A 23,841-nucleotide genomic window follows, 5' to 3' on the forward strand; every position below is an offset into this window, starting at 1 on the left:
CCGATGCGCCCTTAACCCCCGCTACCCGCTGCCTACTGTTGACGACCAAGTTTGTTCCACCAATCGGAACCGTATTTCTCTCTGGCGAGGCGCTCTGCTTCCTTTTCCTCTTCGGGCGTGAGAACCCCCTCTACCAGTTCTATGCCCCGGGCTGCGGCAAAACCGCGGGTCAGGCAGCCAGCCACTTCCGCAAAGGTGGGCCTGTAACCGAGGAAATCGCTGATTCCGCCCGCCTTTTCCGCAAGCAGCCTGTGGACCCTGGAACGGGCTCCTTCCAGCAATTTCAAGGCCTGTACCAGCTTCTCCGCGTCGAAGACGATCGGGACCGAACCGTGCTGCAGGATGACCCCGTTGCTCCTGGTCTGGGCGCTCCCGACGACCTTGCGCCCCTGCACCGCAATCTCGTACCATGAGGGAGCATCAAAGCATGCCGCCGACAAGCCCCGTTCCCCGGCGTTCTGCTCGTCACGGCCCACCAGCGCCGCCGGCAGGCCCAGCATCCGCAACCCTTCCACGAGGCCGGCGGCAAGGATGCGGTACGTCTCCACCACCGAGCCGGGCAGCAGTTGCTGCGCGATGACGACGCTGTAGGTCACCTCCTGGTCGTGGAGGACCGCTCTCCCGCCGGTAGGCCGCTTAACCCAATCAATGCCCAGGCGGCGGCAGGCCTCCAGGTCCACTTCTTCCTCCAGCCGCTGGAAGTAGCCGATGGAAACAGCGGGCGGCTTCCACCCGTAAAAACGGAGGGTCGGGGGCACAAGGCCCTGGCTGTGGGCCAGCAGGATTGCTTCGTCCACGGCCATATTGACAGCGGCGGTGTTAAAACCCGTCTGCAAGAGCCGCCAGCGGGACTGTTGACCGGTTGACAAGCCGCAGCGCACGTTCCTATCCCCCATTACTGCAAGCACAACGCTATCGCCTGCTCTTCTTCTTCCGGCGTCAGGGCGCGCGGGTAATTGTAAATGGGCCCGCCGGGCCTCTCGTTGTAGAAGGGACGGTTGCAATCCGGGCAACCGGATGTCCGGAAGGCCTCGCCGCCGGCCAGAAGCCGGCGCAGGCGAACGGCCGGAACGCCGAAGCCGGCGATGCGCCCCTGCCGAAACGAGATCATTTCCGGCGCAATACGGCCGGAGGCCAGGAGATACCGGGCGGCTTGGATTCTCCGGTAGGAGGCGAGCGGCGGAGGCATGCGGCCCTCCAGCGGCGTGCCGCGTACGGGCGTGAAGGCGAAAAGCCCGACCGTTACGCCCAGGCCGGTAATCCGGCCGATCAGGCGCGTCATTTCCTCCTCCGTTTCCCCCAGGCCCACGATGAGATGGGTCCCGATACGCCCCGGAAAAGCGGCGGCGGCTCCCTCGATCAAAGCGAGATCGCGCTCCCAGGAACGCCCTTTCAGGCGGGCGTGCAACCCGGGATTCGCGGTGTCCAGGGGCAGACCTGCACGGTCGGCGCCCCGCTCAAACCACCCCTTCAGCTCCCGCACGCCCGCAGGGGCCAGGCAGACAGCCACGGGGATCGGCGTGCGGCGCTTTATCGCCTCGAGGAGACCGGCCACTTCACGGCGATAACCCCTGCCCTGCACCGCCTGGATGCAGGCGCGACTGAACCGTCCCTGCTCGTAGGCCCGGCCCACCAGGTCGGCAACCCGATCCGGTTCGGCCGGAGGCCAGGTAACCCTGGAAAGCATGTCGGTCCTTGCGCCGGAAGCGCGGCCCTGCGGGCAGAAGCCGCAAGAACGGAGACAGTTTTCTCCCGCCATCAGGTAAGCCGTAGACGGGCGGGCGTCCAACCGGCTATTTTTTAAACCGATAACCGCGGCGGTAGCCGCCGATACCCGGATCACAGGACACAACACTCCTCGCCCCTGACAATCTTCAGACCGAGCATCGATGCCGTTTCAAAAGCCCCGCGTCCCGGCTGCACCACCTTGTTCACTCCGGCTCTGACCGCCAGGGGGTCAAGGACTTCACGGTACCTTCCGCCCGGGCGCATGCAGCCCAGGAAGATGGGCGTGCGGGGGAACTCGATTCTGGCGCGGGCGATCAGTTCCACCACCTCTTTTACGGGCGGCGGCCGGCGGTCCGTGAAACGGGTGCCGCGGGTCGGCCTGAACACGAGAAAAACGATCGCCTCCGCCCCGATGCTTTTGAGAGCCCGGAGGGCCTTCCACTCGCCGGAGACCATTCCGCCCCGGAGGCCGATACAGATGTGCGGAACCACCCTGGCGTATTTCCTAAGCAAAGCGTAAGCCCGGAGATAATCCTCCGGTGTCTTGTCAAGGCCGGTTACCTCGCGAATCGTGGCCTCGTCACCCAAAAGGTCGAAAGAAATGACGTCGGCCAGGCCGGCAAGGCTCTTGGCCTCGTCTTCGCCGGCCAGCCCCACGTGCATGTTGAGCCTCCCGGCCTTCTTCAGTTCCCGGATCTTATCTATAAACGGCAAGACGGGAACCTTCCCCGCCGCGTCACAACCGCCGCTCACCAGAAAACTTCTGACTTGAGGCATGTGCAACCCCTTCACGGCCCGGGGCAGGGAAACCATGCCGGAAAGATAGTGACCCCCGCAGTGAGCGCAATCCAGGACACAGACGTTTCCGGTTACCGAAACCGGCAGCGTCCGGACCGGTACATCAAAGCCGATCTCCATCGGAAAGTTCCGCCGGCGCACCGCCCAGGCCTCGCGCAGCAACTTTTTATCGAGGGCGGGTCTACCGGTCTCATTCCTCAAGTCTACCGCTGCCGCCCCGGTCACCCTATCCATCACCTTCATTCCTCTATTCCCGCGGCCCGCTGCCTGACGACCGATACCTGAGATCCGGCTGGCGGGCCGCGCGGGCTTCGTCCAGGCGCCCCACCGGCGTGGTCAGGGGAGCTCCCTTGACCTTCTCAGGATTAGTTTCGGCTTCCTCGGCAATCTTGATCATAGCCTGGACGAACTGTTCGAGGGTCTCAAGGTTTTCGGTCTCGGTCGGCTCAATCATTATCGCCTCTTCAACGATCAAGGGGAAGTAGATCGTCGGCGGGTGGTACCCGTAGTCCAAAAGCCTCTTGGCGATGTCCACGGTGCGCACGCCGCGGGCGGCTTTCTGCCTTTTGCCCGACAGGACGAACTCGTGCTTGCAGTGCCGGTCGTACGGCAGGTCGTAGTACGGCTGCAGGCGGCGCATCACGTAGTTGGCGTTCAGGACGGCGTGCTCGGCCGCCCGGCGCAAGCCCCGGGCCCCCAGGGCGCGGATGTAGGCGTAGGCCTTGACCATGACCCCGAAGTTGCCGTAAAAGGACTTCACGCGGCCGATGGACAGGGGCCGGTCGCCGTCCAGGCGGTAGCGTTCCCCGTCAAACTCCACCGTCGGTACAGGGAGAAAATCGGCCAGGAACTCCTTGACCCCGACCGGACCGGAGCCGGGCCCGCCGCCGCCGTGGGGGGCGGCGAAAGTCTTGTGCAGGTTGAGGTGCACCACGTCGAACCCCATGTCGCCCGGACGCACGATGCCGGTGATCGCGTTCATGTTGGCGCCGTCGTAGTAGAGCAGGCCGCCCGCGTCGTGAACCATTTCGGCGATAACGTGGATGTTCTCGTCAAAGAGCCCCAGGGTATTGGGATTGGTCAGCATCAGCGCCGCGACGTCGTCGTCAAGGACCTTTTCCAGGGCCGCCAGGTCGACGCCGCCCCGCGCGTCCGACCGGACCTGCACCACCTGGTAGCCCAGCATGGCCGCGGTGGCCGGGTTGGTCCCGTGGGCCGAGTCGGGGACGATAACCTTGCCCCGCCGGCGGCCCTGTTTTTCGTGAAACGCGCGGACGATCATCATCCCGCACAGTTCGCCGTGGGCGCCCGCGGCCGGCTGGAAGGTGAAGCGGTCCATCCCCGTGATCTCGCACAGATACCATTCCAGCTTGTACATCAGTTCCAGAGCACCCTGGACGGTCTCCTCGGGCGCATAGGGATGCAGAGCTGCAAACCCGGGCAGGCGAGCCACGTTTTCGTTGACCTTGGGGTTGTATTTCATCGTGCAGGAACCAAGCGGGTAGAACCCGGTATCGACGCCGTGGTTTCTCTGCGACAGGCGGATGAAATGGCGCACAACATTGACTTCGGCTATCTCCGGAAGGTCCGGGGGCTCTTTCCGGAGACTCCGGGAAGGCAGGACATCGGCAATGTCCTTTTCGGGGACATCCAGGTCCGGCAGGGGGAAGGCCGCGCGCCCGGGAACGCTCAGCTCAAAAACCAGCGGCTCGGCCCTGGCCGCGCGAAACTCGGCCAGTACACCATCCTGCAGGTTCATTTCTTTAACGTCAACGTCTTTCATTCCCTGTCCTCCAATCCCGCCACCAACCCGTCGATTTCGGCTCGCGTGCGTTTCTCGGTGACGCAAAACAGCAGGCAATCCTCCAATCCCGGGTAGGCCCGCCCCAGTTCGTAGCCTCCGATAATGCCGCGCGCCAGGAGCCGCTGGTTGATCGTCCGGGGCGCCTCGGGGCACCGGACGGCGAACTCTTTGAAGAACGGGCCGGAAAAGGCGGGCTTGAAGCCGGGAAGAGAACAGATTCTCTCCCGGGCGTAGTGGGCTTTTTGCAGCGACTGGCGGGCGACCTCGGCCAAACCCTTCTTCCCGAGGGTGGTGAGGTACACGGCGGCGGCCAGGGCGCACAGGGCCTCGTTGGAGCAGATGTTGGAAGTGGCCCGTTCCCTGCGGATGTGCTGCTCGCGCGTCTGCAGGGTCAGCACGAAACCGCGGTTGCCGTCGCCGTCCGCCGTCACGCCGGCGATACGCCCCGGCATACGGCGGACGAAGTCTTTCCGCGCCGCGAAAAAGCCCAGGTAAGGGCCTCCGAAATTCAGCGGGTTGCCCAGCGCCTGTCCTTCGCCGACGACAATGTCGGCTCCGTAATCGCCCGGGGCTTTTAAGACGCCCAGGGAGATGGGGTCGACGGCCGTTACAAAGAGCGCCCCGGCGCTGTGGGCAATCCGCGACAACTCGTCGACGTGCTCCAGGCACCCGAAAAAGTTGGGCTGCTGAACGATCAGACAGGCCGTGTCGGAATCCACAACCTCGGCGACCCGGGCGGGATCAACGCCCCCGTCCTCGCCGAAGGGGACCTCGACTACCTGGAATTCCACGCACCGGGCGTAGGTGTTGACCGTCTCCCGGTACTCGGGATGTACCGACCCGGCGATAACAACCTTGGAGCGCCTGGTAACCGAACCGGCCATCAAGGCCGCCTCGGCCAGAGCGCTGGCCCCGTCGTACATCGAGGCGTTGGCCACATCCATGCCCGTTAGGACGCAGATCAGCGACTGGTACTCGTAGATCGACTGCAAAACCCCCTGGCTGATCTCGGCCTGGTAGGGGGTATAAGCGGTGTAAAACTCGCTGCGCAGCAGGATGTGGTCGACCACGGCCGGGATGAAGTGGTCGTAAGCGCCCGCGCCCAGAAAGCAAACGTAGTCGTCTGCGCTGACGTTTTTCGCGCTGAGCCTGCGCATGTGCCTGGCCAGCTCCGGCTCCGTCAGCGGCGCGGGTAGGCTGAGCGCTTCCTTCAGCCGAATCTCCCCGGGGATGTCCGCAAAGAGATCCTCGATGCTCCCGGCGCCGATGGCCTTCAGCATGGCCCGGCGGTCTTCTTCGGTATGAGGAACGTAATCCATTAACGGTTCGCCTCTTCTTCAATAAGTCTTTGATAGGCTTGGGCGTCAAAGAGGCCGTCCAGCTCGGAGGGATCGGCGATTTCAATGACGATGATCCATCCTTCGCCGTACGGGTCTTCGTTGACGGTCTCCGGCCTGTCGAGCAGCTTCTCGTTGACGGCGACGACCTTCCCGGATACGGGGCTGTAAAGGTCCGAGACGGTCTTCACCGACTCCACAACGCCGAACGTCTCCCCCTGCCGCAGCTCGCGACCCACCTCGGGAAGTTCCACAAAAACCACGTCCCCCAACTGATCCTGGGCGTAGAAGGTGATCCCCACTTTGCCGGTCCGGCCGTCCACCTGTATCCACTCGTGCTCCCTGGTGTACCTAAGATGGCTCGGGTACATCAACAACGCCTCCTTTTACTTTGTCTAGGAGACCGCTGAAAAACTGCGCCTGGCAAAAAGGATGTCGGATGCCGGAAGTCAGAAATCTGACCTGATGAAATCCGCAAAGCAGATTTCTAAGGATTATAGACTTGCGATCGCGAAGCGATCGCTTCCCGTTCCGACCTCTGACCTCTTGCCTCGGACCTCTTTCTGAGCGGTCTTAAGGGTAACTTCCGAAGCATAGCCGCACCCTAAAGATGCCTGTGCCAAAACCGGTGAATTAGCTTTTTGCAGCACTCTCCTGGACGCTCTTGGTGTTTATAGTCAGGTATCCTACTTTTTACAGCACTCTCCCAGCGTTTAATGCTTATTAGCGCTTGGTGCTACTTAGGGCGAATGTAAAAGGGCTTCTTGACCACCTGCGCCCGGCAGTCTTTGCCCCTGATCACGACATCGATCTCCGTTCCCGCCACGGCGTATTCCGCCGGGATGTAGGCCAGGCCGATGTTCTTTTCGAGACTGGGGGAGAACGACCCCGAGGTCACCCGGCCGGTCTCGGAACCCGCCGTCTTTACCGGGTAACCGTTGCGCGGGACCCCGCGCTCCAGCATTATGAAGGCCGCCAGCTTCCGACCGACCCCCCGTTCCTGCTGCTCCAAAAGGGCCTCGCGCCCGATGAAACCAGGCTTCTCCAGGTCCACGAAGCGGCCCAGGCCCGCCTCGAGGGGTGTCGTTTCCTCGTCGAGCTCGTGCCCGTACAGGGGCATGCAGGCTTCCAGCCGCAAGGTGTCGCGGGCCCCCAGCCCGGCTGGAACCAACCCGTGCGGGCGGCCGGCGTCCATTATCCTCTCCCACAGTACAGCGGCGTTCTCGCTCCGGCAGTAAAGCTCAAACCCGTCCTCGCCGGTGTAGCCCGTCCGCGAAAGCAGGCAGTTCACCCCGGCTACGGAAACGTCAGGCACAAACCAGTAGTACTTGATCCGCCCGAGGTCGCAGTCCGTGAGCGAGGACAAAATGCTCTGCGCGAGCGGTCCCTGCAGGGCCAGCTGGGCCGTCTCCAACGAGACGTCCCGGACTTCGACTCGGGGGAAGCGGGCGGCCGCAGTCCGAACCCACTCGTAGTCCTTAGCCGTATTGGCCGCGTTCACCACCAGCAGGAACCCGTCTTCCAGGCGGTAAATCAACAGGTCGTCTATAACCCCGCCTCTTTCGTTGCACATGGGGCTGTACTGCACCTGGTTGACCTGAAGCCTACCGGCGTTGTTGGTTACCAGCGCCTGCACGAGGTCGAGGGCCTGGGGTCCCCGCACCTCGATCTCGCCCATGTGCGACACGTCAAAAAGACCGGCCTTTTGCCGCACGGCCTTGTGCTCCTCGATGATCCCGGCGTACTGTACGGGGAGGGCCCAGCCGCCGAACGGGACGATGCGCCCCCCGTATTTCACGTGCACCTCGCATAACGGAGTCCTCTTCAGGGTGTCCATCTATTCGTGCCTCCCAATCCCGCTTCTGAGTGCCGATTGCTGAGTGCTGAACGCTATTGAGCTTAGTCTGCCACTTCGTCCCATGAAAAACCAAAGACGGAGAAAAACCGCCTCTTACCGGCCCTGCGGCCGCCAAGAAAAGGTTCTTCCCCGTCCTGCTTACCTGAGAGTTTCCCCTAGCCATACAGCGCGCTAAGGTTGCCCCTTCGGTGCCCCTCAAAAGAAGTTGGAGGGTTCTCTCCAGGGATGTGTCCTGCTGCTTTCAGTCCCCTGAACCGCCGCTATTGCGACAGTCTTGCTTTTGAAGTCCGATGTCTCTTACACGTCTTTTGCATCAGGTGACTGAACGTAGGGATCAAGCCTTTAAGCAGCTCTCATCCACCGTTATGCAGTTGTCTCAAAACTACCGGGTATTTTCGCCGGGAAGGTGCAAAATCCTTCCGCCACCGGACCAACAGTCGTAAAATGTTTCGTTGCAGCAAAAAAAAAAGAGGATAAGGACAGCCGCCTTATCCTCTCAAGCTAGTAAGCATTCGATTCCTTGGTTACCTGACGATGGTTATCTCCCTGGACACGGGGCTGTAATCCACCTTGGCCCCCAGGGTTTCGCTGACGAAGCGCAGGGGCACGAAGGTGCGCTGGCCGTTGATCACCGCAGGCGCTTCAAGGGCGGCCGGCGCGCCGTCGACCAGGACGCTTTGGGCGCCGATGGTCAGGACGATCTCCCGGTCCATGTCTTTAATGACCACCTGCCGGGCCGCGGCCGCCCAGTCGACCTCGGCGCCGAGCGCCTCGCTGACGAACCGTACCGGGACCAGCGTCCTGCCGCTCTGCGGATCGATGTAAGGGGCGGCGTCAAGGGCTCTCGGGCCGCCGTTGACGGTGACGGTCAACTCGCCGACGGTCGACCTGATCACCTTCGGCTCGGGAACAAAGACGGCGAACCTGGTCAGGTGGTTGATGCTGATGACGGCGTACTGCGGCTTGCCGTTCGCATCCTTTTCGATGGCGGTCTTCACCGGGACCCACCGCGCCGCCTTCGTGTCGTAATAGTGGACTACACCGCGCTCGCTCGTCGTGGGCAGCTTGATGGTGATGAAGTCCTTGAAGGTCGTTTCCCGATCCGTAGTAATCTCGTAAATGTCGCCATCCAGCTTCAGGCTCGGGCCGGACGGCGCCAGACCGCTTATCTCGCGCACGGTTAGCTTCTTGACGGTGAAAGTGGTATCGGCCGTCAGGGCGGTCCACGGTATCTGTACGGTTACGCCTTCGTAACTCAGAGAACCGCCCGTGGCAGCGCTGATCTTCTGGCTTGCGCCGTCCGTGGGCACGATCGGCGGAGCGCCACCGCCGGCGCCACCGCCGCCACCGCCGCCGCCGGTCGGCAGGCTGTTGACGTAGGCAAGGGCGGCGGCAAGGTTGAGAGTGCCTTTTGTCACCACCTTATCATTTAGGTTAGCTAAAGGCGTGACTTTCTTAAGACTGTCAACCAACTGACTGATTGAAAGGTTGCTCCGTAAGGAAAGCGCCAGCGCCGCCCCGGCCGACACGAAGGGCGCGGCCATCGAGGTGCCGTCGTAAGCATGATAGGGCTCGATATCTAACGCAATGCTGGATTTATCACCCGTGTTGGAACGCAGTATGTCCAGAAAGACATTTGGAATATTAAACTTATAGTAGGAACCTGAGTAAGCATCACCTGTACCTCGGACAGCACAGAAAGAATAACCGTCATTCTCACCAACAAAATAAACATCTAAATAGACAGTAAAGAGTTCCGAATTGCAGAAATCGTTCGCCGGATAGTCCCATCCCGCATCTCGCCCGCTGAGGAACAATTTACCCCCTGCCTTAAGATAGCCAATAAGGTTTGTCTGGTCAGTATCGGTAAGATTGGCTGGCGGGCTACCAACGCCAGGGTTACTGTCTGCTGTGTGCCCTGTAAACCAAATCACGCCGCTATATGTAGCAGTACTTACCGTAGGACCGTCTTTTCCATTTCCGACATCGTAAAGCTCATAGGCATAGCCAGCAGTGCTTAATGCGTCGAGATAGTAATGACTAACATCGGGGAGGGTGCCCTGACCATATAATGGATCGTAATAAGTATAAGTACCGTCCTGGTCATCGTCAACAACCAGGAGAGGTTTCCCCAAGGGACCCTGCGTGTCGGCCGGGGTAAGGCCGAGGCCGTAATATACGGCGCGCACGATGCTGTCGTAAACCGCTCCCTCGGTGCTGGTCCCGCCGGACGCATCATCAAGGTCCTCCGCGCCAAAACCCCAAAAGACAGCCTTATAGTTGTAAACGCTGTCGCTCACAGCTAAGGCCATTCCGGCACCCTCGTAAGCGGGAACCGTGCTCACAATATCATCGCCGGGGGCGGCAAGGGTCACGCTTTGGACGCCGTAGTTTGAAAACGACGCAAATTCGCCGGTCGGAGCCAGCGCCGCCACGCTGACGATGTTCGGCAAGGCGGGATAAGTCACTCCGCCGATCGTATGCGAAACCGTGAAACTGGCCGGCCAGGTAGGCGAGGAATCATTGTCGTCCCCCAGGTGGTCATCTCCGCCGTTCCCCGCTGCTGCTATAAAGAGCATACCCGGATATTTCTTAATGGCGTTATACTCTTCGTAATCAAAATTGTCGGTGCCCCCGAAACTCATGTTCACGATTTTGGCACCGTTTTGCCATGCGTAGTCTATCGCTCTTACAATATCTGTCGTCGCAAAATACCCCAAAGCGTCGCCTGCCTTCAGCGGCATAATCTTAACATTCGGGGCCGCGCCGGTGATACCTTCGCTGTTGTCGGCAACAGCAGCAATGATCCCGGCCACGTGCGTCCCGTGGCCGTGGTCGTCAGTGGGGTCGTCATCTTCGTTTACGAAGTCGTAACCCTTGACCAATTGTCCAGCGAGGTCCGGGTGGGTTAAATCCACCCCGGTGTCAATAACCGCCACCACTACAGATTCCGAACCCTTGGTGTAGCTCCAGGCTTGCTCGGCCTGTACACCGTAAACCGTATTGATCAAGCCCCACTGCTGATCCCAAAGGGGATCATTGGGATCAGCAGCAATGCGATAGATGTAGTTCGGCTGGGCGTATTCGACCGCCGGATCCCGCATCAGCTCGGCCACGACATCCTCCACATTCCGGCCGCCGGTGTCGTACAGCACCGTCGACGTCGGCAGGTCACGCACGCGGGAGAGGCGGTGGGCAGCAGCCACGCTGCTCCTGGCTGCCGCCTTCCCCTGGGTTTCCTTGAACTTGACCAGCACCTGCCCGGCAACATAATCGGCATTCTTATGTGGCTTCACACTTTTCAGGGTTTTCGCCGCCAGGGCGGGACCAGCCAGGCTAAACAACATCGATATAATGAGCAGGGACGCCAGCAACCCCCGACGGATCCTTTTATTCAGACCATAGATCACTTCTTGACAGACTCCTCTCTCAACAAAGCTCCGCTACTGACTAACTACTGAAGTTATTGCGTAAAGTGTCATACGCCTCTGTTAGCAACCACCCCCGTCTGAGTCTTACCACATAGTGAAGGCTCTCCCGGTAATCACCGGTTAGTGTCCTGATTACTGTATCTGCCAGGATTCGCCATAGCTGGACAAATTCCTCTATGCCACCGGTTAAGCTCATTAAACTTAACACACGTCCGGGTAACCTTTCCCAGGACCGTATGATATAGGCCTGCGTAGAAGGGCGGTAGGTTGCCGACTTCAATATGTTCCTTATGATCCTTCCGCGTCACGCCTTTTACTCAGGACGAGAGGCGACAGAATCGAGGTCAAGACTGTGTTCCGGGCGGAGGCGCGGCCGGGTTTGGGAAGAGAGCCGGGTGACGGTGATCCTGTCCCGGAAGCGCTCGAGGGTGCGGATGACGCGCCGGCCCAGGAGGAGCACGAAGACGGCGTTGCCGGCGGCGTGAGCCGTGTCAAATGGCAGACTGAGGCTCTCCACGGCCAGAAACGACCGCAAGTCAAGGGGGTAAAAGGATGTCGTCCAGACCCACAGGTTGACGACGGCCCCGTAGAGATACCCCCAGAGGATGCTGAAAACTATCATGGCCGGCAGCCCCAGTCCTTTGATCAAGACGGAACACCACCCCGCCGAGGCTCCGGCCAGTCCCCAGGCGATCATTTGCCAGGGGGTCCAGGGGCCCTGCCCGAGGGCAAAATTGGAGAGCACGGCCGCGACGGCCCCCACCGCAAAAGCGACCCGCGCCCCGAAGACGATCCCGGCCGTTATGCAGACGAAGGTCACCGGTTGCACCCCCGGCAGGAAGGCAAAGGGTATCCGGCCGGCGGCGGCCAGGGCGGCCAGGCTGGCCACCAGCATGATTTCCCGGCCGGCGGGGCGGCCGCATTCATACCGCCAGGCCGCGACCACCAGCACCAGGACAGCCGCGCCGAAGGCCAACAGGCCGTGGCTGACCACGGTCCCCGTGACTCCCAGCCAGGCGCAGGCGCCAAGCACGGCTAACGGCAAAAGCCAGACCAGCCACGAGAGCAACCGGAGCGACCGGCCCGTCTTCCTAGCCATGCCCGGCACCCGCCTGCGCCATCCAAGCCCGGGCGGCGCTGAAAGTCGTCACTTCGGCCACCCCGCGGAAGAGCCGCGCCACTTGCGGGCTGTAAAACAAAGAGTCGCCGAGGACCTCCGCCGGCGTTCCGGCGGCCAGGACCCTGCCTCCGGCCATAAAGACCACCTTTGCCGCCCACTCGGCCGCAAAGTCCACGTCGTGGGTGACCAGGAGCACGCTTTTGCCATCCTGCCGGCAAAGCCGATCCAAGAGGCGGCCCAGAGTATCCTTGGCGGGCTGGTCCACCCCCCGCGTCGGCTCATCGAGGAGGATCAACGAGGGCCCGGCGACCAGCAGTGAAGCGAGGGCCACGCGCTGGCGCTCCCCCGCCGAAAGATCGCGCGGATTCACCCCGGCCAAGTCGGACAGGCCGCAGGCGGCCAGCACATCGGCCACCGGCCCGGACCGGCCCAGGGCGCGGAGGGTGAAGCCGAGTTCTTCTGCAACCGTATCACGGAAGAGGTAGTCGTTGGGGTTCTGGGCCAGGTAGGCTACCCCGGCGGCCAGGCCGGCTTTGTTCAGCGTCCCGCGGTCACGCCCGAAGATGCGGATCCGCCCGCCGTCCGGCTTGAGCAAACCGGCGAGGAGCTTGAGAAGGGTACTCTTGCCCGCTCCGTTGGGGCCGACGACAGCCGTTATCGCGCCGGCGGGAACCGCAAGGGAAAGATCCGTTACAGCGGCTGCGCCGCGGGGGTAGGCATACCGGACCCGGCTGGCCTCGACTGCGAGGTCAGCCGGGTCCGTTCGCGCTCCCTGGGCCTGCCCCGCGTGACCGCCCGCCACCGTGCGGAGCAGCTCCCGGCGTCCCTCGGCCACGGTGAGCGGGTGCCTTCCATTGACTGCGGCCAGCAGCCGCGTCACCGCCGGGACGTAAGGCAATCCGGCATTGAGAGCCAGTTTCGCCGCTTCCCGGGGAGGAGCGTCTATTACCACCCGCCCCGCTTCCATCACGGCCACGCGGTCGGCAAGATGATAGCAGCGGTCCAGGCGCTGCTCGCTCAGGATCACCGTAAGGCCGTACTCCTGGTTCAGCCGCCGCACCAGTGACAGAAACTCGTCGGCCGCCGCGGGGTCCAGCTGTGAAGTCGGTTCGTCGAGCAGCAACACCCGGGGCTGCATCACGAGGACGGCCGCCAGGACGGTTTTCTGCTTCAGCCCCCCGGAAAGCTCCGCCGTCGGGGTCCGGAGGTACGGGGTCAAGCCGAGGAATTCCGCCCCTTCAGCCACTCTCCGGGCGATGACCGTTGACGGCAACCCGATGTTTTCCAGGCCGAAGCACAGTTCGCGCTCCACCGTCGTCATCACCAGCTGCTTTTCCGGGTCCTGGAAGACAATGCCCACGCTTTGGGCCAGTTCCCGCCGCCCGACGTCACGCAAATCACGGCCGTCCAACAACACACGGCCGCCGAAGACGCCGCCGTGAAAGTCGGGCACCAGCCCGGCAAAGGCGCGCAGCACCGTGCTCTTCCCCGATCCCGAAGGACCTGCCAAGAGAACAAAGGTTCCTTCCTCGATCTCGAGGCTCATACCCCGCAGGGCGGGTGCGCTCCGCCCGGGGTAGGTGTAGACTAGGTTTTCCGCCGCCAGGATGGCCAGTGTTCAACCCCCCAGTACCAGAGCGGCAGGAGCAAGCCCCCTGCCGCTGTGAGCATCGCAACAGTCCAAAGATTTTCACGGTAAAACCCCTCCAGGAGGGGGTAGAAGCCGACCCGGGCCGCGCCGGAGAAAAGGCCGTAACCCAACCCGCCGAGCACCAGAACCGCCCCGCCGACGGCAAAACAGTCACGTCCGGCCCACCTTTCGGGGAGGTGTGTCCTCCTCCCGGACCCGAAACCCCGAGCGTGCATAGCCTCCGCCATTTCCAGCGACCTTTCCAGGGCGAGCACGAGTATCCCGGCAAGCACCACTGCATAACCCCGGAAGCGCGCCGCCACGGACCCGTCGCCAAGGGACAGACCCCGGGCCGCGTGCGCCTCTTCCACCGACCGGAAATCGGCGGCCAGGACCGGCAGCAAGCGCAAAGCCACCAAAACGGTAAGCGCCGTTCTCGGCATTCGTGCCGCCAGGAAGGCAAAGGCCCTGTCATGTTCGGTCAGCCGGTCATAGAGCAGAAAAGCGAGCCACACGACAGCGAGACGGAGGGCCATCACAACGCCGAAACAGACGGCTTCCAGTGCAACCTGCACCCTGCCGAACAGCGGCCAATACCAGCCGGGGTCCCAGATGATTGTAGTTCCTGCGCGGACCAGCAAGGCGTTCAAGCAAACCACAGCGGCCGCCACAGGCACGAGGGCGTGCAGCGGCCTGGCGGCCTGCGCCCAACCCCGGGTAACGACCAGACCGGCAAAGGCCGCCAGGCCGAGCACGGCCAGGGGCAAAGGATGCTGGTAGACCAGGCTTGCCGTCAGCAGAGCCCCGAAGTAGAGGCCGGCCGCCAACGAGTGCAGTGATTCGCGTCTATTGCGGCCCATTACTTGTTCCACTCCCGGCCCGGAGAGCCGCAAACAAGCTCCAGGCAACCTGCGCCCGCCCGGCGGGCTTTTCCGGGCTGAAGCCGGGATAGAGCAAACCTGCTCGCCGTCCCGCTTCCACCGGCCCGGTCCACCAGGGCCCGGCGGCGGGCGGAACGGACAGTTTCGCCATCCGGCACAGCACCGCGGCCAGTTCGGCTACCGCCGCGTGCGCCCAGTGCTCCGGACCGAGATCGCTGAATCTGCCGGACCGCGGCAGGGCCCAGAAAGGCCTCCCGCGTTTCAGGTCCCCCAGCGCCAGCAGGGCCTGGCTGGTGGCGATAATGTCGGCCGGCCCTCCCCGGTAGTGGGCAAAAGAGCCATCCGGCCGCTGGAAAGCCAGCAGGGCCTGAACGGGGTTCCCGCCTGGCTGAGTCCAGTCCCCGCCTTGCGGGTCCATGCCGTAGGCAACAAGAGCCTGGATAACCCAGGCGCACGATTCGCAGGACTCTACTCCCCATGAAACAAACCCCCCGCCGGGCTGCTGGCGGCTGTGCAAAAAGGAAAAGGCAGATGTCACCGGGGGGCTGTCCGCTTCCAAACCCAGAGCCTTCATCGCGCAAAGGGCCATCGCCGTTATATCGACGTCCGACTCCGGAACGGATGTACCATAGGAAAATCCGCCGTCGGCATGCTGCTGCTCAAGAAGCCAGGCCAGGGCCGCGTCCCCGTCGGGTGTTTCCCTTCCCGCAGCGGCCAGGGCTATGATCGCCCACACGTGAGCGTTGACCAGTTCTTCCCCCTGGCCCGCTGTGTTGTCAGCAAATTTGCCGTTCTTCAACTGCAGGTGTTGGAGCCTCGTCACGGCCTCGTCCGTACCGGGAGACCCAAAAAGCGTTCCGGCGATGATCATCCGCACCAGGCCGGTTGTCGGACCGTCCTCCGGCAGGCTGGACAAGGAAAAGTCCCCGGCACGGGGACATCCTGCCGCTCGCAAGGCAATCGAAGCCCAGGGATAGTCAGAGACCTGCTGGCCGGAGAGGTACGCACAGGCTCTTTGAAGTGAAGCGTCAACAGAATCGGAAGCGCTCGCCGGCAAAGCCAGGCAGATAACCAGCCAAAAACACAGCACGGCCTGGACCAGGACAGGTCTCGCTTTCATCTTGCAGCACCTCCCGCCGGCAGGGCAGTGACCTGAGACTCCTGTACCAGGACGCCGCACCGGCAGCGAAGCTTCGAAGGATCTTCGAGGACTCTGACCGCTGCCTTCAGGCCGGCGTCATCAGTCCCCGTCACGATCCACAGCGGGTTCCGGTCCCCCGGGCCGGCGGCTGTTGCCAGGACCGTCCCGCAGCTTTCTTTCAGGTGTACGGTAGCGTTCCCCCGCTCGTCCAACGCTGCAAAACCGTCGGCGGCAAGACGGCAATAGATGCCCGAGCGGGCTCCCCGCTCAACGATCTCAGCCAGTGCCGAGGATGCCAGATCCCTCCACAACCCCACAACGAGGACCGGCGTATTCCGCTGAAGGACGGCCCGGTCATCAACTATGCTCCCGCAGGCCTGAATGCCTTGAGTGGCGAGAGCTCCCGCCACCTGCCGGAACAGGTCGGACTGCCCCTCGGGATAAAGAATAAGCACGGGCGCGCCTCCTTTTAAGGGACAAGGATAGGCTCCCACAACGGCCGGAGCAGGCGGACCGGCGCTCCAGTCACGGTAGTCCCACCAGACCACGTCCCCGGGGGCGGGCCGGAAATCGGCGGCACCGACGGGGGCAAGGACACCGTTGACCCAGTAAAACCAGTCCAAGCGTCCGCCCCGTCCGTCTGACCGAATGCCGTTGATCGCGTTCACGAACTTGCCGCCGTAAGCCGTTTCGACCCGGGTGTGGTTCTTGAGGAGCGATAGTACGTCACTTCCGGGCGGCAGGGGCACCTCGGCCGCGAAGAGGGTTTCCCGGCCGAAGTCCCGCGTCACCCAGAGGGTTACTTTAGGGCCGCCGGCCGCCCGTTGCCCTCCGGGTGCGGTTGTGTTCTCACGGTCACCGGAAGGGGCAGGGGTGTGTTCTTCGCCGGTTTGCAGCGCCGGAACCCCGGCGGGATCGCCTGCGCCGCCAGCCACCGATGACGGCGCAGACCGCAGGTTTTCTGCCGGTGCCCTTTCCGGCGCCGACGTTGCGGCCGCCGGCGAAGACATTTCGGGCGGACCCGCCGCCGTGCCGCAGCCCAGGATACCCAGGAACAGGACGAGAAGAAGAGCCACGGCCAGGCCCTTGAAAGACAACGGTTTACGCCGCATCACGTACCGCCCTTTCGCGTTCCACCAAGCGCTGGACGAAGGCCGCGGCCTCGGCACGAGTTACCGGTCCGCGGGGGTTCAGGTGCTTGTCGGGCATACCGGCCAGCAGCCCTTCGTTTACGGCGGCGGCCATTGCTGCGCGCGCCCAGCCGGCGACCTGGTCGGCGTCGGTGTAACGCCCGAGAACTGCTTCCGCCCGTCCGGGCGGGAGCTGCTCCGGCTGGCCCGCGCGGTGAGCGGCGCGTACCAGGATGGCGGCCAGTTCCTGGCGGGTCAGCGGCTTCTCCGGTCCGAAAAGGCCGCCGGGCAGGCCGCGGACCAGGCCGCGGCGGGCGGCGGCGCCGATCTCGGCGCGGTAGGCCGCATCCACCCCGAGGTCGGTAAAGGACGGGGCCGGACCCGGCAACAGCTCCAGCCCGCGGGCCAGCCAGCCGGTGAAGACCGCCCGGGTGACCGGATCCCCGGGGCGGAAGGCCGGACCCTCATCGGCCCCGATGACGCCCCGCGCGGCAAGATCTTTTACGGCCCCGGCGTACCACGCTTTTCCGCCCGCATCGATGTCTGTGAAGGCCGGAGAGGGGCCGGCCGGGGTCAGCGCTGCGAAGCGGGTGAAGTGGGTTATGCGCCCGGCCAGGAGACCCGTAGCCGGGTCGTAGACCGCCGCCAGGGGGCGCCACAGGTCAGACTGCGGGTCGAACCAGGCCAAGGTCAGGTCGGCCGCCGCCCGGCCCTCAGAGGGCAGACAGCGCAGGTAGACCGTGGCCGCCTTCCGGAAGGCCTGCCCGTCCGGGCCGAAATCGTACACGCCGGAGGCGAAGGTCTTCCCCACCGGGGCCGGCAGGCCCTCCTCCTCTCGTTTCTGCTCGCGCACGGAGATGGTCACGGTTCGTTCGAGAGCACCGGCGGGTATCTTTAGCCCGGCTTCCAGCAGTTCATCAGCGACAAGGGTTTCCGTCTCCGGGTTAACCTCCTGCGCGAGACCGACGCGGTTGGCGGCCAGGGCGCGCGCCAGCTCGGCGGCTGCCGCGGCGTCCGGCGGGGCGGAAGGCAGGACGGTGGTTGCCGGCCCCCCATCCTTTGCGGCGGAAAGCGCCTTTTCCGCCGCGGCGATACCGCCCGCCAGCGTCGGGGAAAGCGTAGGCCCGACAGGCAGCCGGTTTGGTAAAAAATCGCCGGTTTCCGCTAACGAGCGGACGTAACGCCACAGTACGTCGTCCCCGTCACGGAGGCGGTAGGCGTTGCACGCCGCCGGGGGAGCCGATCCGTTCACCAGGTAGATCCAGCCGCTCGCCTGGCCGTATTGCTTTTCGGCCAGGCCGTCGATGCTGACCACATAGCTGCCGCCGAACCCGGTTTCGATGCTGGCGCCGAGGGCCTCCAGGGCCCCGAGCGGGGTCTGCTTCCCGGGCGCCAGCTTCACCGCCCGCGAGGCATACATTGTCGCTCCGTCCAGTCCCCGCACCCCGGCGGTGACGGTGATCGTCTGCGGAGACGGGGCGCCGCCCCCGCCCGGCGGCGCGGGCGGCACCTCGGGCAGCTTTGCCGGGTCGAGGCAGACCAGACCGAGCAGGGCCACGGCGGTGTCATGCCCGGGGCTGTAACCATCGCTGCCGGCCTGCCACCGGAAGGCCCCGTCGGCCTTTTGCAGGCCCAGCAGGTGGTTGACGGCATTTAACCCCCCGGTTTTCGACCAGCCGGCGCCCTGCGGGTCCTCCCCGGCGGCGGCCAGAGCCTGGATGACTTCGCCGTCGGAGTTGCTGTCGGACGGGGGGCCCCATTGTCCGTAGAAGAATCCGCCGTCGTCAGCCTGCATGGTCTTCAGGAACGACAGGGCCTTCCCGAGCGGCTGACCGGCGCTCTTGTCGGCAGCGCCGAGGACCACGAGCGCCCGGACGGCGGCGGCGGTATCGTTGGAGTCGCTCAGGTAGCCTCCCCACTGGTCATTGCGGTCAGTGGTCCAGCCCCAGCCGCCGTCCGCGTTCTGGGCGTTGATCAGCCATTGCCGCGCCCTGTCGCGATTCGGCACCGCTTCCCCCGCCGACGAGAGGGCGAGAACCGCCCAGGCGTGGGCGTTGACCCAGGCGGCTTCGCCCGGCAGGCCGAAATGTCCCGAGCTGGCATCCTGGCGCTGCAGGAGCAGTGCGACCAGGTCTTTCCCGCCGAAGTCCCGCGGGTCCGCGTCGGCGCCGGCCTTCCTGGCCGTGGCCGCCGTCAGCAGCGTCCGGGCGATCGTCGTCGTGGACGTCGAGTCGGGATCCCAGCCGGCAACCGCGGAACCCATCGCCTCGAGGTGCCCCCGGCCGTTTTTCAGCCAATCGTTGGCCGACAGGTTCTCCCCGGCCGCGGCCAGGGCGATGGCCGCCCAATCGTCGGTCAGCTTCCCGTCGGCAGCTTGCTGCGCGCGCAGATAGACCTTCGCCCGCGCCAGGGGGTCGCTGGCTGCCGCGCCGGGGTAGATGGTCAGCGGCAGTTCTGCCGTTGCCCCGCCGTAGGCGGCATAGACCACCGTGGTCACGCTGTCCCAGCGGCCCAGGCCGGACGGCCGGGCGGGAGTAAAAGTGACCGCCTCGCCGTATACCGCGCTCAGGGTACCGCAACCGGAGTTGCCCAGCGACCATTCCACAGCCGGGGTAGTGACCAACGTACCGCCGTCATAAACTGTCGCCCTAATGGTGATGGGCGTTCCCTCGTAAACGATGCCGTTACTGTCGGAGTTCAGTTGGATCGTAATTCCGGCCAGCGCCGGCGCCGCGGCAAGGCCAAAAAGCAGGACAAACACATAGAGAAAAACTGGCAACCGTTGGCAAAGCCTCATCGTTTTTGCCTCCCCAGCATGTATTGGCCGTGAAAAGTCGCACCGGAAGCAAAAGACCCGGCCTTCCGAGGCCGGGTCGACAAGGCTAGCCGCCGGGTTCAGCGAAAAACACCGGACATCGCCCCCTCTCCCTCGGAGGTAAGCTTGCTGCTGTCCGGGCAGGTCTCCTGACTCAGGGTTCATCGCCGGTTCCAACCTTCCCGGGCCTGTCGCCCAGTGGCAATGCCGCTTTCCGCGGCAAGGAACTGCTCACCCATTACAGTGGCGGGGCCGTTCAGGATTTGCACCTGATTCCCTTTTCACCTCCCTGGGAGACCGTTGAAAAACTTCGCCTGCCCATTTGGGAAGTGCGAGGTGAGAGGTCAGAGGTGTGAACGGGGCGGAATCCGCTCTGCGAATTCCAACCTGTATTTCCCACTTCCGACTTCCCACATCTCACCTCTCAAAGGCCATGCTCGTTTTTGAACGCTCTCTCCTGGCAGGAGGCACCCGGACAGGGCTCGATATGTGCTTGAAGCCAGCCAACCGGCAGGGCAAGCGGCATTGCCGCCCGCAGCATTTTCCAGCTGGCTGTTTTGATCCTACCACAAGGTCCCGGCGATGTCCATCACCGGCCTGCAGGAAAGCGGACGAATTCCTGTCGGGAAACGGCGGCGCACCGTCCCGCATAGAAACCAGGCAGGCTGACGACAATACAGACATGGGCATTATCGCGGTACACGGCGGGCTGGATACGAGCCGGGAACAGGAATTCATGGCGCTTCTTAAGGAGGCGGCGCTGAGGGGACACAACCTTTTGATTCAGGGCCGTGTGCCGGCGCTCGAAGCCGTGCTCAACCTCCTGGAGGACTCGCCGCGGTTCAACTGCGGCTACGGCTCGGTGCTCAATCTTGACGGCGAAGTCGAGATGGACGCCGCCATCGTCGACGGCGGGACAAACCGTTTCGCCGCCGTGGCCGCCATCCGGGAGGTCGCCAACCCGATATCGGTGGCCCGCAAGCTGATGGAGGAAACCAAGCAGGTAATGCTGGCCGGGGAGGGGGCCATCAAGTTCGCGCGCCGGCATCACTTCCCCGAAGCCAACTGCATCACCAGGGAGCAGCTCGAAGCATGGCGCAAGGCCAAGGACAGCCTGTCCCGGGGCGAGATGCCGGCCCAGAACCTCTTTACGGGTCTGGAATACCGCGCCGACACCGTCGGGTGCGTCTGCTGGGACGGGCAGGCGTTGGCCGCGGCCTCGTCGACAGGCGGGTGTTCCCTGAAGATGCCTGGAAGGGTTGGAGATACCCCGGCGCTGGGCGGGGGGATCTATGCCTCGTCGACAAGCGCCGCGGTCTGCACCGGCGTGGGCGAAGCCTTTGTGGAGACGCTGACGGCCAAGTACGTGGACGAGCAGATCGCGGCGGGAACGCATCCCCAGGAGGCGGTCGAGTCAGCGTTAAAAAGGCTGGCGGACCTGAAGGGCGCCGAAGGCGGGATTCTCGCCCTGGACAGCGGAGGGCGTATCGGCGCGGCCTTCAACGCCGGCCGTTTCCCCGTCGTGGTCGTGGTCGACGGCCGGGTCCGAAAAGACTTCGAGCCGGTCAACCTCCGTCACCGCTTGGGAGGCGGAAAGTGAGAAGTTGGAAGTGAGTGAATCACCCGCAGCATCGGCTTGCAGCCATAACGACTAGACCATGCCGGCAAAGGTTTTGTACCCCGTCCAGATGAAATAGCCCCCGAGGAACACCAGAAAAGACCCGCAGATCACCAGGATCTCGCCGTAAACGGGCGGGGAGAGGAATCGCTTGCCCTTGACGACCAGGTAGGATACCAGGCCGTACCACAGGAAATCGGCGGAAATATGCCCGGTAAAAAAAGCCGCAAGCCCGAGGTAGCCCTTGTCGAGCGACTGGGTGATGTAGGTCAGGCCGATGGTGGCCCACCAAAGCGACCAGTAGGGGTTGGAGACGCTGGTGACGGCGCCCAGACCGATCAGCCTAAGAATACCTGTAGACTTACCCGCGGCCTCGCCGTCGCTAGTCGCGGCGGCGTCCTGCACAGCCTGGAGGTTGACCCTGCCGCGCAGCACGTCGCTGATGATGCAGTGCCCCATGTAGATCAGGAAGCCCCCGCCCAGGAAGGCGATCGTTCCCGTGACGGAATGGAGCGTTAGGAAAACGGCGAGCCCGCCGACGAGGGAGAGCACGAGGGCGCCCTCAAGAACGGCGTGGCCGACGATGAGCAGCGGCCCGGTCAACAAGCCGCGCCGGGCGGATTCGGCAACCGTAATAGTAAAAAGGGGGCCCGGCATCATCGCGCCGGTCAGCCCCACCACGAGTGCGGTTACGAAAATGACGCTCAGACTCACCTACCCACTCCCCCAGTCAGAACCGCCACCACAAATGTGAGGGTCAGACCCTCACATTTGAGACCCTCACATTTGTTCAGTAACGATTTAGTCAGCCAATCTAGAAGTTGAACTTCCCCGCGCGCTCCAAATACTTCTCCATCAGCGGGCTGGCTCCCGTTTCAAGATACTCCTTCATGACCTCGGGGCGCTTTTTCTGCACGCCCTCGTTCAGCACGCCGCAGGCCAGGTGGGTGCCCAGGGGCGCGTACACCACCTGGTCGAAGACCAGCCTCGAGGGCAGGATCTGCGCGTCCAGGGCCAGGACGCCCATGGTCATCTCCTGCGCCTGTTCGAGCTTAAGGTGTCCCTTGCTCTTGATGTCCTCGCAGTACGGGATCCTGGACTCCAGGATCTCCTTGGGCAGCGTGATGCCGTGGGTCTTCCGGTAATACTCGCCCACATCCTCCATTCCCCGGCTGTTTAATTCCTCGTGCGCCTTCCGGTCCAGGTGGCCGTAAAGGCGGCAGTTCAAAGGGCGCACCGGGTAGATCAGGCACCGGCTGTCGGTCCCCAGGAACGGGCATTTGGCATCGGGGTCGACCAGGTGCAGGAAGAAAAACCGCACCGCGCGTTCGACCAGTTCGGGATGCAGGTCCTTGAGGTTGTCGCGGACGTAGCGGTAAACGTTTAAATACTCGATGAGCCCCGCCGGGGGAGGATCGGCGCAGCAGGTGCCGCACCGCTGGCAATCCGCTTCGGGAACCCTTTCGTAAATCTCCTCAAGATAAGCGAAGAGCCTGTTGTTCTCCGCGACAGCCAGGGCTTCGTAAACTTTAGCGGCAGGCAACATTTGCCTTCCTCCTTTCGACAAAAACCGTTAGAATATATTCGAGCACCTTGAAGCAAGTCCTTGTCGCAATCTCTGCATCACGTGCCTGACACGGGAAAGACTAGAAATGGCTCCATTCCCGCAAAGGGGGTTCCGGCTCCTTGAGTATCTCCCTGATCGACATTATCTGGTTCTTTTTCCTGCTTTCCGTCATTATCCCCATGCTTCGGCAGCGAAGTATCGAGACCGCGCGGCTGCGCCTGATCAGGCAGATTGAACAAAAAAGAGGGTCCCGCCTGATCACCCTCATCCACCGCCAGGAATTGCTGAGCATCCTGGGCATTCCGCTGACAAGATTCATCAACATCGAGGACTCTGAACACGTCCTGCGGGCCATCCGGCTGACCCCCGACGACCTGCCCATCGACCTGGTGCTGCATACCCCCGGGGGCCTGGTCCTGGCCTCAGAACAAATCGCCCGGGCCATCCAGCGGCACCCGGCCAAGGTTACCGTTTTTGTTCCGCATTACGCGATGTCCGGCGGGACAATGATCTCGCTGGCCGCTGACGAAATCATCATGGACGAGAACGCCGTGCTCGGCCCGGTGGACCCGCAGCTCGGGAATTTTCCCGCAGCTTCTATTGTAGAAGCAGTACGCCAAAAAGGCAAGGACAAGGTCGACGACGAGACCCTGATCATGGCTGACATATCAAGCAAAGCCCTGGTACAGGTCGAAGAGTTCATCCTGGAGCTGCTCAAGGAGAAGATGGCCGAGGAGAACGCGCGGGAGGTAGCCAAGGCCCTGTCCACGGGACAGTGGACCCACGACTACCCGATTACTTTTGAAAAGCTCCAGAACCTTGGTCTCAAAGTCGCAACCGGCCTGCCCACGGAAATCTACGAGCTGATGGAGCTCTACCCGCAACCGCCCCAGCGGCGCCCGTCGGTGCAGTTCATCCCCGTGCCCTACCGCGGGCGCAAAGACGCCCCGGGAGGCAAATGACACGCGCAGGGCGGCGTTTGT

General features: G+C 63.3%; 18 protein-coding genes and 2 riboswitches. Of the genes, 2 read left to right on the forward strand and 16 right to left on the reverse strand.

Features of this window, described 5'->3' with window-relative positions:
- Positions 1–32: 32 nt before the first annotated feature.
- The 14 genes from ACPV0M_RS09005 to ACPV0M_RS09070 form a co-directional block, all read right to left on the reverse strand.
- Positions 33–908, reverse strand: coding sequence for a lipoate--protein ligase family protein (locus ACPV0M_RS09005; RefSeq protein ID WP_425620320.1), 876 nt, complete (start codon positions 906–908; stop codon positions 33–35).
- A complete protein-coding gene (locus ACPV0M_RS09010) occupies positions 896–1,843 on the reverse strand; it encodes a radical SAM protein (RefSeq protein ID WP_425620321.1) in 948 nt (315 codons plus the stop codon). The genes ACPV0M_RS09005 and ACPV0M_RS09010 overlap by 13 nt, the downstream gene beginning before the upstream one ends.
- The gene (locus ACPV0M_RS09015; protein WP_425622176.1) at positions 1,840–2,760 is read right to left on the reverse strand and encodes a radical SAM protein; all 921 of its coding nucleotides are present in this window, start codon (positions 2,758–2,760) and stop codon (positions 1,840–1,842) included. Before ACPV0M_RS09015 ends, ACPV0M_RS09010 begins: the two co-directional genes overlap by 4 nt.
- Before the next feature lie 13 nt (positions 2,761–2,773).
- Positions 2,774–4,285, reverse strand: a complete 1,512-nt coding sequence (gcvPB, locus tag ACPV0M_RS09020) for an aminomethyl-transferring glycine dehydrogenase subunit GcvPB (protein WP_425622177.1) — start codon at positions 4,283–4,285, stop codon at positions 2,774–2,776.
- Positions 4,286–4,305: 20 nt separating this feature from the next.
- Positions 4,306–5,649 carry an aminomethyl-transferring glycine dehydrogenase subunit GcvPA gene (gcvPA, locus tag ACPV0M_RS09025; protein ID WP_425620322.1) on the reverse strand — a complete coding sequence of 448 codons (1,344 nt, stop codon included), beginning with the start codon at positions 5,647–5,649 and terminating at the stop codon, positions 4,306–4,308.
- Entirely contained in the window at positions 5,649–6,038 is a 390-nt protein-coding gene (gene gcvH, locus ACPV0M_RS09030; protein WP_425622178.1) for a glycine cleavage system protein GcvH, read from the reverse strand. The genes gcvPA and gcvH overlap by 1 nt, the downstream gene beginning before the upstream one ends.
- Positions 6,039–6,403: 365 nt before the next feature.
- The gene (gene gcvT, locus ACPV0M_RS09035) at positions 6,404–7,504 is read right to left on the reverse strand and encodes a glycine cleavage system aminomethyltransferase GcvT (protein WP_425620323.1); all 1,101 of its coding nucleotides are present in this window, start codon (positions 7,502–7,504) and stop codon (positions 6,404–6,406) included.
- Positions 7,505–7,644: 140 nt separating this feature from the next.
- Positions 7,645–7,758: riboswitch (glycine riboswitch) on the reverse strand.
- 291 nt (positions 7,759–8,049) lie between these two features.
- Positions 8,050–10,935 (reverse strand): S8 family serine peptidase, encoded by a 2,886-nt coding sequence (locus ACPV0M_RS09040; RefSeq protein WP_425620324.1) that lies wholly within the window; start codon positions 10,933–10,935, stop codon positions 8,050–8,052.
- Positions 10,936–11,269: 334 nt separating this feature from the next.
- The gene (locus ACPV0M_RS09045; protein ID WP_425620325.1) at positions 11,270–12,055 is read right to left on the reverse strand and encodes an ECF transporter S component; all 786 of its coding nucleotides are present in this window, start codon (positions 12,053–12,055) and stop codon (positions 11,270–11,272) included.
- Positions 12,048–13,622 carry an ABC transporter ATP-binding protein gene (locus ACPV0M_RS09050; RefSeq protein WP_425620326.1) on the reverse strand — a complete coding sequence of 525 codons (1,575 nt, stop codon included), beginning with the start codon at positions 13,620–13,622 and terminating at the stop codon, positions 12,048–12,050. The genes ACPV0M_RS09045 and ACPV0M_RS09050 overlap by 8 nt, the downstream gene beginning before the upstream one ends.
- 41 nt (positions 13,623–13,663) lie before the next feature.
- A complete protein-coding gene (locus ACPV0M_RS09055) occupies positions 13,664–14,566 on the reverse strand; it encodes an energy-coupling factor transporter transmembrane component T (RefSeq protein ID WP_425620327.1) in 903 nt (300 codons plus the stop codon).
- A complete protein-coding gene (locus tag ACPV0M_RS09060) occupies positions 14,553–15,707 on the reverse strand; it encodes a prenyltransferase/squalene oxidase repeat-containing protein (protein ID WP_425620328.1) in 1,155 nt (384 codons plus the stop codon). The genes ACPV0M_RS09055 and ACPV0M_RS09060 overlap by 14 nt, the downstream gene beginning before the upstream one ends.
- Complete coding sequence (locus tag ACPV0M_RS09065; RefSeq protein WP_425620329.1) at positions 15,704–16,840, reverse strand: DUF4430 domain-containing protein; 1,137 nt, start codon at positions 16,838–16,840, stop codon at positions 15,704–15,706. Before ACPV0M_RS09065 ends, ACPV0M_RS09060 begins: the two co-directional genes overlap by 4 nt.
- Positions 16,830–19,655: an S-layer homology domain-containing protein gene (locus ACPV0M_RS09070; protein WP_425620330.1), complete on the reverse strand. Its 2,826-nt coding sequence runs from the start codon at positions 19,653–19,655 to the stop codon at positions 16,830–16,832. The genes ACPV0M_RS09065 and ACPV0M_RS09070 overlap by 11 nt, the downstream gene beginning before the upstream one ends.
- 139 nt (positions 19,656–19,794) lie before the next feature.
- Positions 19,795–19,990: riboswitch (cobalamin riboswitch) on the reverse strand.
- 365 nt (positions 19,991–20,355) lie between these two features.
- Between ACPV0M_RS09070 and ACPV0M_RS09075 the strand changes: the two genes are divergently transcribed.
- Positions 20,356–21,273, forward strand: a complete 918-nt coding sequence (locus tag ACPV0M_RS09075; protein WP_425620331.1) for an isoaspartyl peptidase/L-asparaginase family protein — start codon at positions 20,356–20,358, stop codon at positions 21,271–21,273.
- A gap of 51 nt (positions 21,274–21,324) precedes the next feature.
- On the opposite strand, the gene ACPV0M_RS09080 is transcribed toward ACPV0M_RS09075, so the two are convergent.
- The gene (locus ACPV0M_RS09080) at positions 21,325–22,005 is read right to left on the reverse strand and encodes a LysE family transporter (protein WP_425620332.1); all 681 of its coding nucleotides are present in this window, start codon (positions 22,003–22,005) and stop codon (positions 21,325–21,327) included.
- Positions 22,006–22,105: 100 nt separating this feature from the next.
- Positions 22,106–22,837: a YkgJ family cysteine cluster protein gene (locus tag ACPV0M_RS09085; protein ID WP_425620333.1), complete on the reverse strand. Its 732-nt coding sequence runs from the start codon at positions 22,835–22,837 to the stop codon at positions 22,106–22,108.
- Positions 22,838–22,977: 140 nt separating this feature from the next.
- On the opposite strand from ACPV0M_RS09085, the gene ACPV0M_RS09090 reads away from it, so the two are divergent.
- A complete protein-coding gene (locus tag ACPV0M_RS09090; RefSeq protein WP_425620334.1) occupies positions 22,978–23,820 on the forward strand; it encodes an SDH family Clp fold serine proteinase in 843 nt (280 codons plus the stop codon).
- Positions 23,821–23,841: the final 21 nt, after the last annotated feature.

It is taken from the genome of Desulfosceptrum tomskiensis (assembly GCF_049818055.1).
Lineage (GTDB): Bacteria > Bacillota > Desulfotomaculia > Desulfotomaculales > JASEER01 > JBFLVT01.

Bases quoted from the DNA above. Each gene is read 5' to 3' on its own strand.
- ACPV0M_RS09065 (WP_425620329.1), bottom strand. From the start codon at position 16,840: ATGCGGCGTAAACCGTTGTCTTTCAAGGGCCTGGCCGTGGCTCTTCTT.
- gcvT (WP_425620323.1), bottom strand. From the start codon at position 7,504: ATGGACACCCTGAAGAGGACTCCGTTATGCGAGGTGCACGTGAAATAC.
- ACPV0M_RS09085 (WP_425620333.1), bottom strand. From the start codon at position 22,837: ATGTTGCCTGCCGCTAAAGTTTACGAAGCCCTGGCTGTCGCGGAGAAC.
- gcvPB (WP_425622177.1), bottom strand. From the start codon at position 4,285: ATGAACCTGCAGGATGGTGTACTGGCCGAGTTTCGCGCGGCCAGGGCC.
- ACPV0M_RS09075 (WP_425620331.1), top strand. From the start codon at position 20,356: ATGGGCATTATCGCGGTACACGGCGGGCTGGATACGAGCCGGGAACAG.
- ACPV0M_RS09055 (WP_425620327.1), bottom strand. From the start codon at position 14,566: ATGGGCCGCAATAGACGCGAATCACTGCACTCGTTGGCGGCCGGCCTC.
- ACPV0M_RS09015 (WP_425622176.1), bottom strand. From the start codon at position 2,760: ATGGATAGGGTGACCGGGGCGGCAGCGGTAGACTTGAGGAATGAGACC.
- ACPV0M_RS09050 (WP_425620326.1), bottom strand. From the start codon at position 13,622: ATGAGCCTCGAGATCGAGGAAGGAACCTTTGTTCTCTTGGCAGGTCCT.
- gcvPA (WP_425620322.1), bottom strand. From the start codon at position 5,649: ATGGATTACGTTCCTCATACCGAAGAAGACCGCCGGGCCATGCTGAAG.
- gcvH (WP_425622178.1), bottom strand. From the start codon at position 6,038: ATGTACCCGAGCCATCTTAGGTACACCAGGGAGCACGAGTGGATACAG.
- ACPV0M_RS09045 (WP_425620325.1), bottom strand. From the start codon at position 12,055: ATGGCTAGGAAGACGGGCCGGTCGCTCCGGTTGCTCTCGTGGCTGGTC.
- ACPV0M_RS09070 (WP_425620330.1), bottom strand. From the start codon at position 19,655: ATGAGGCTTTGCCAACGGTTGCCAGTTTTTCTCTATGTGTTTGTCCTG.
- ACPV0M_RS09060 (WP_425620328.1), bottom strand. From the start codon at position 15,707: ATGAAAGCGAGACCTGTCCTGGTCCAGGCCGTGCTGTGTTTTTGGCTG.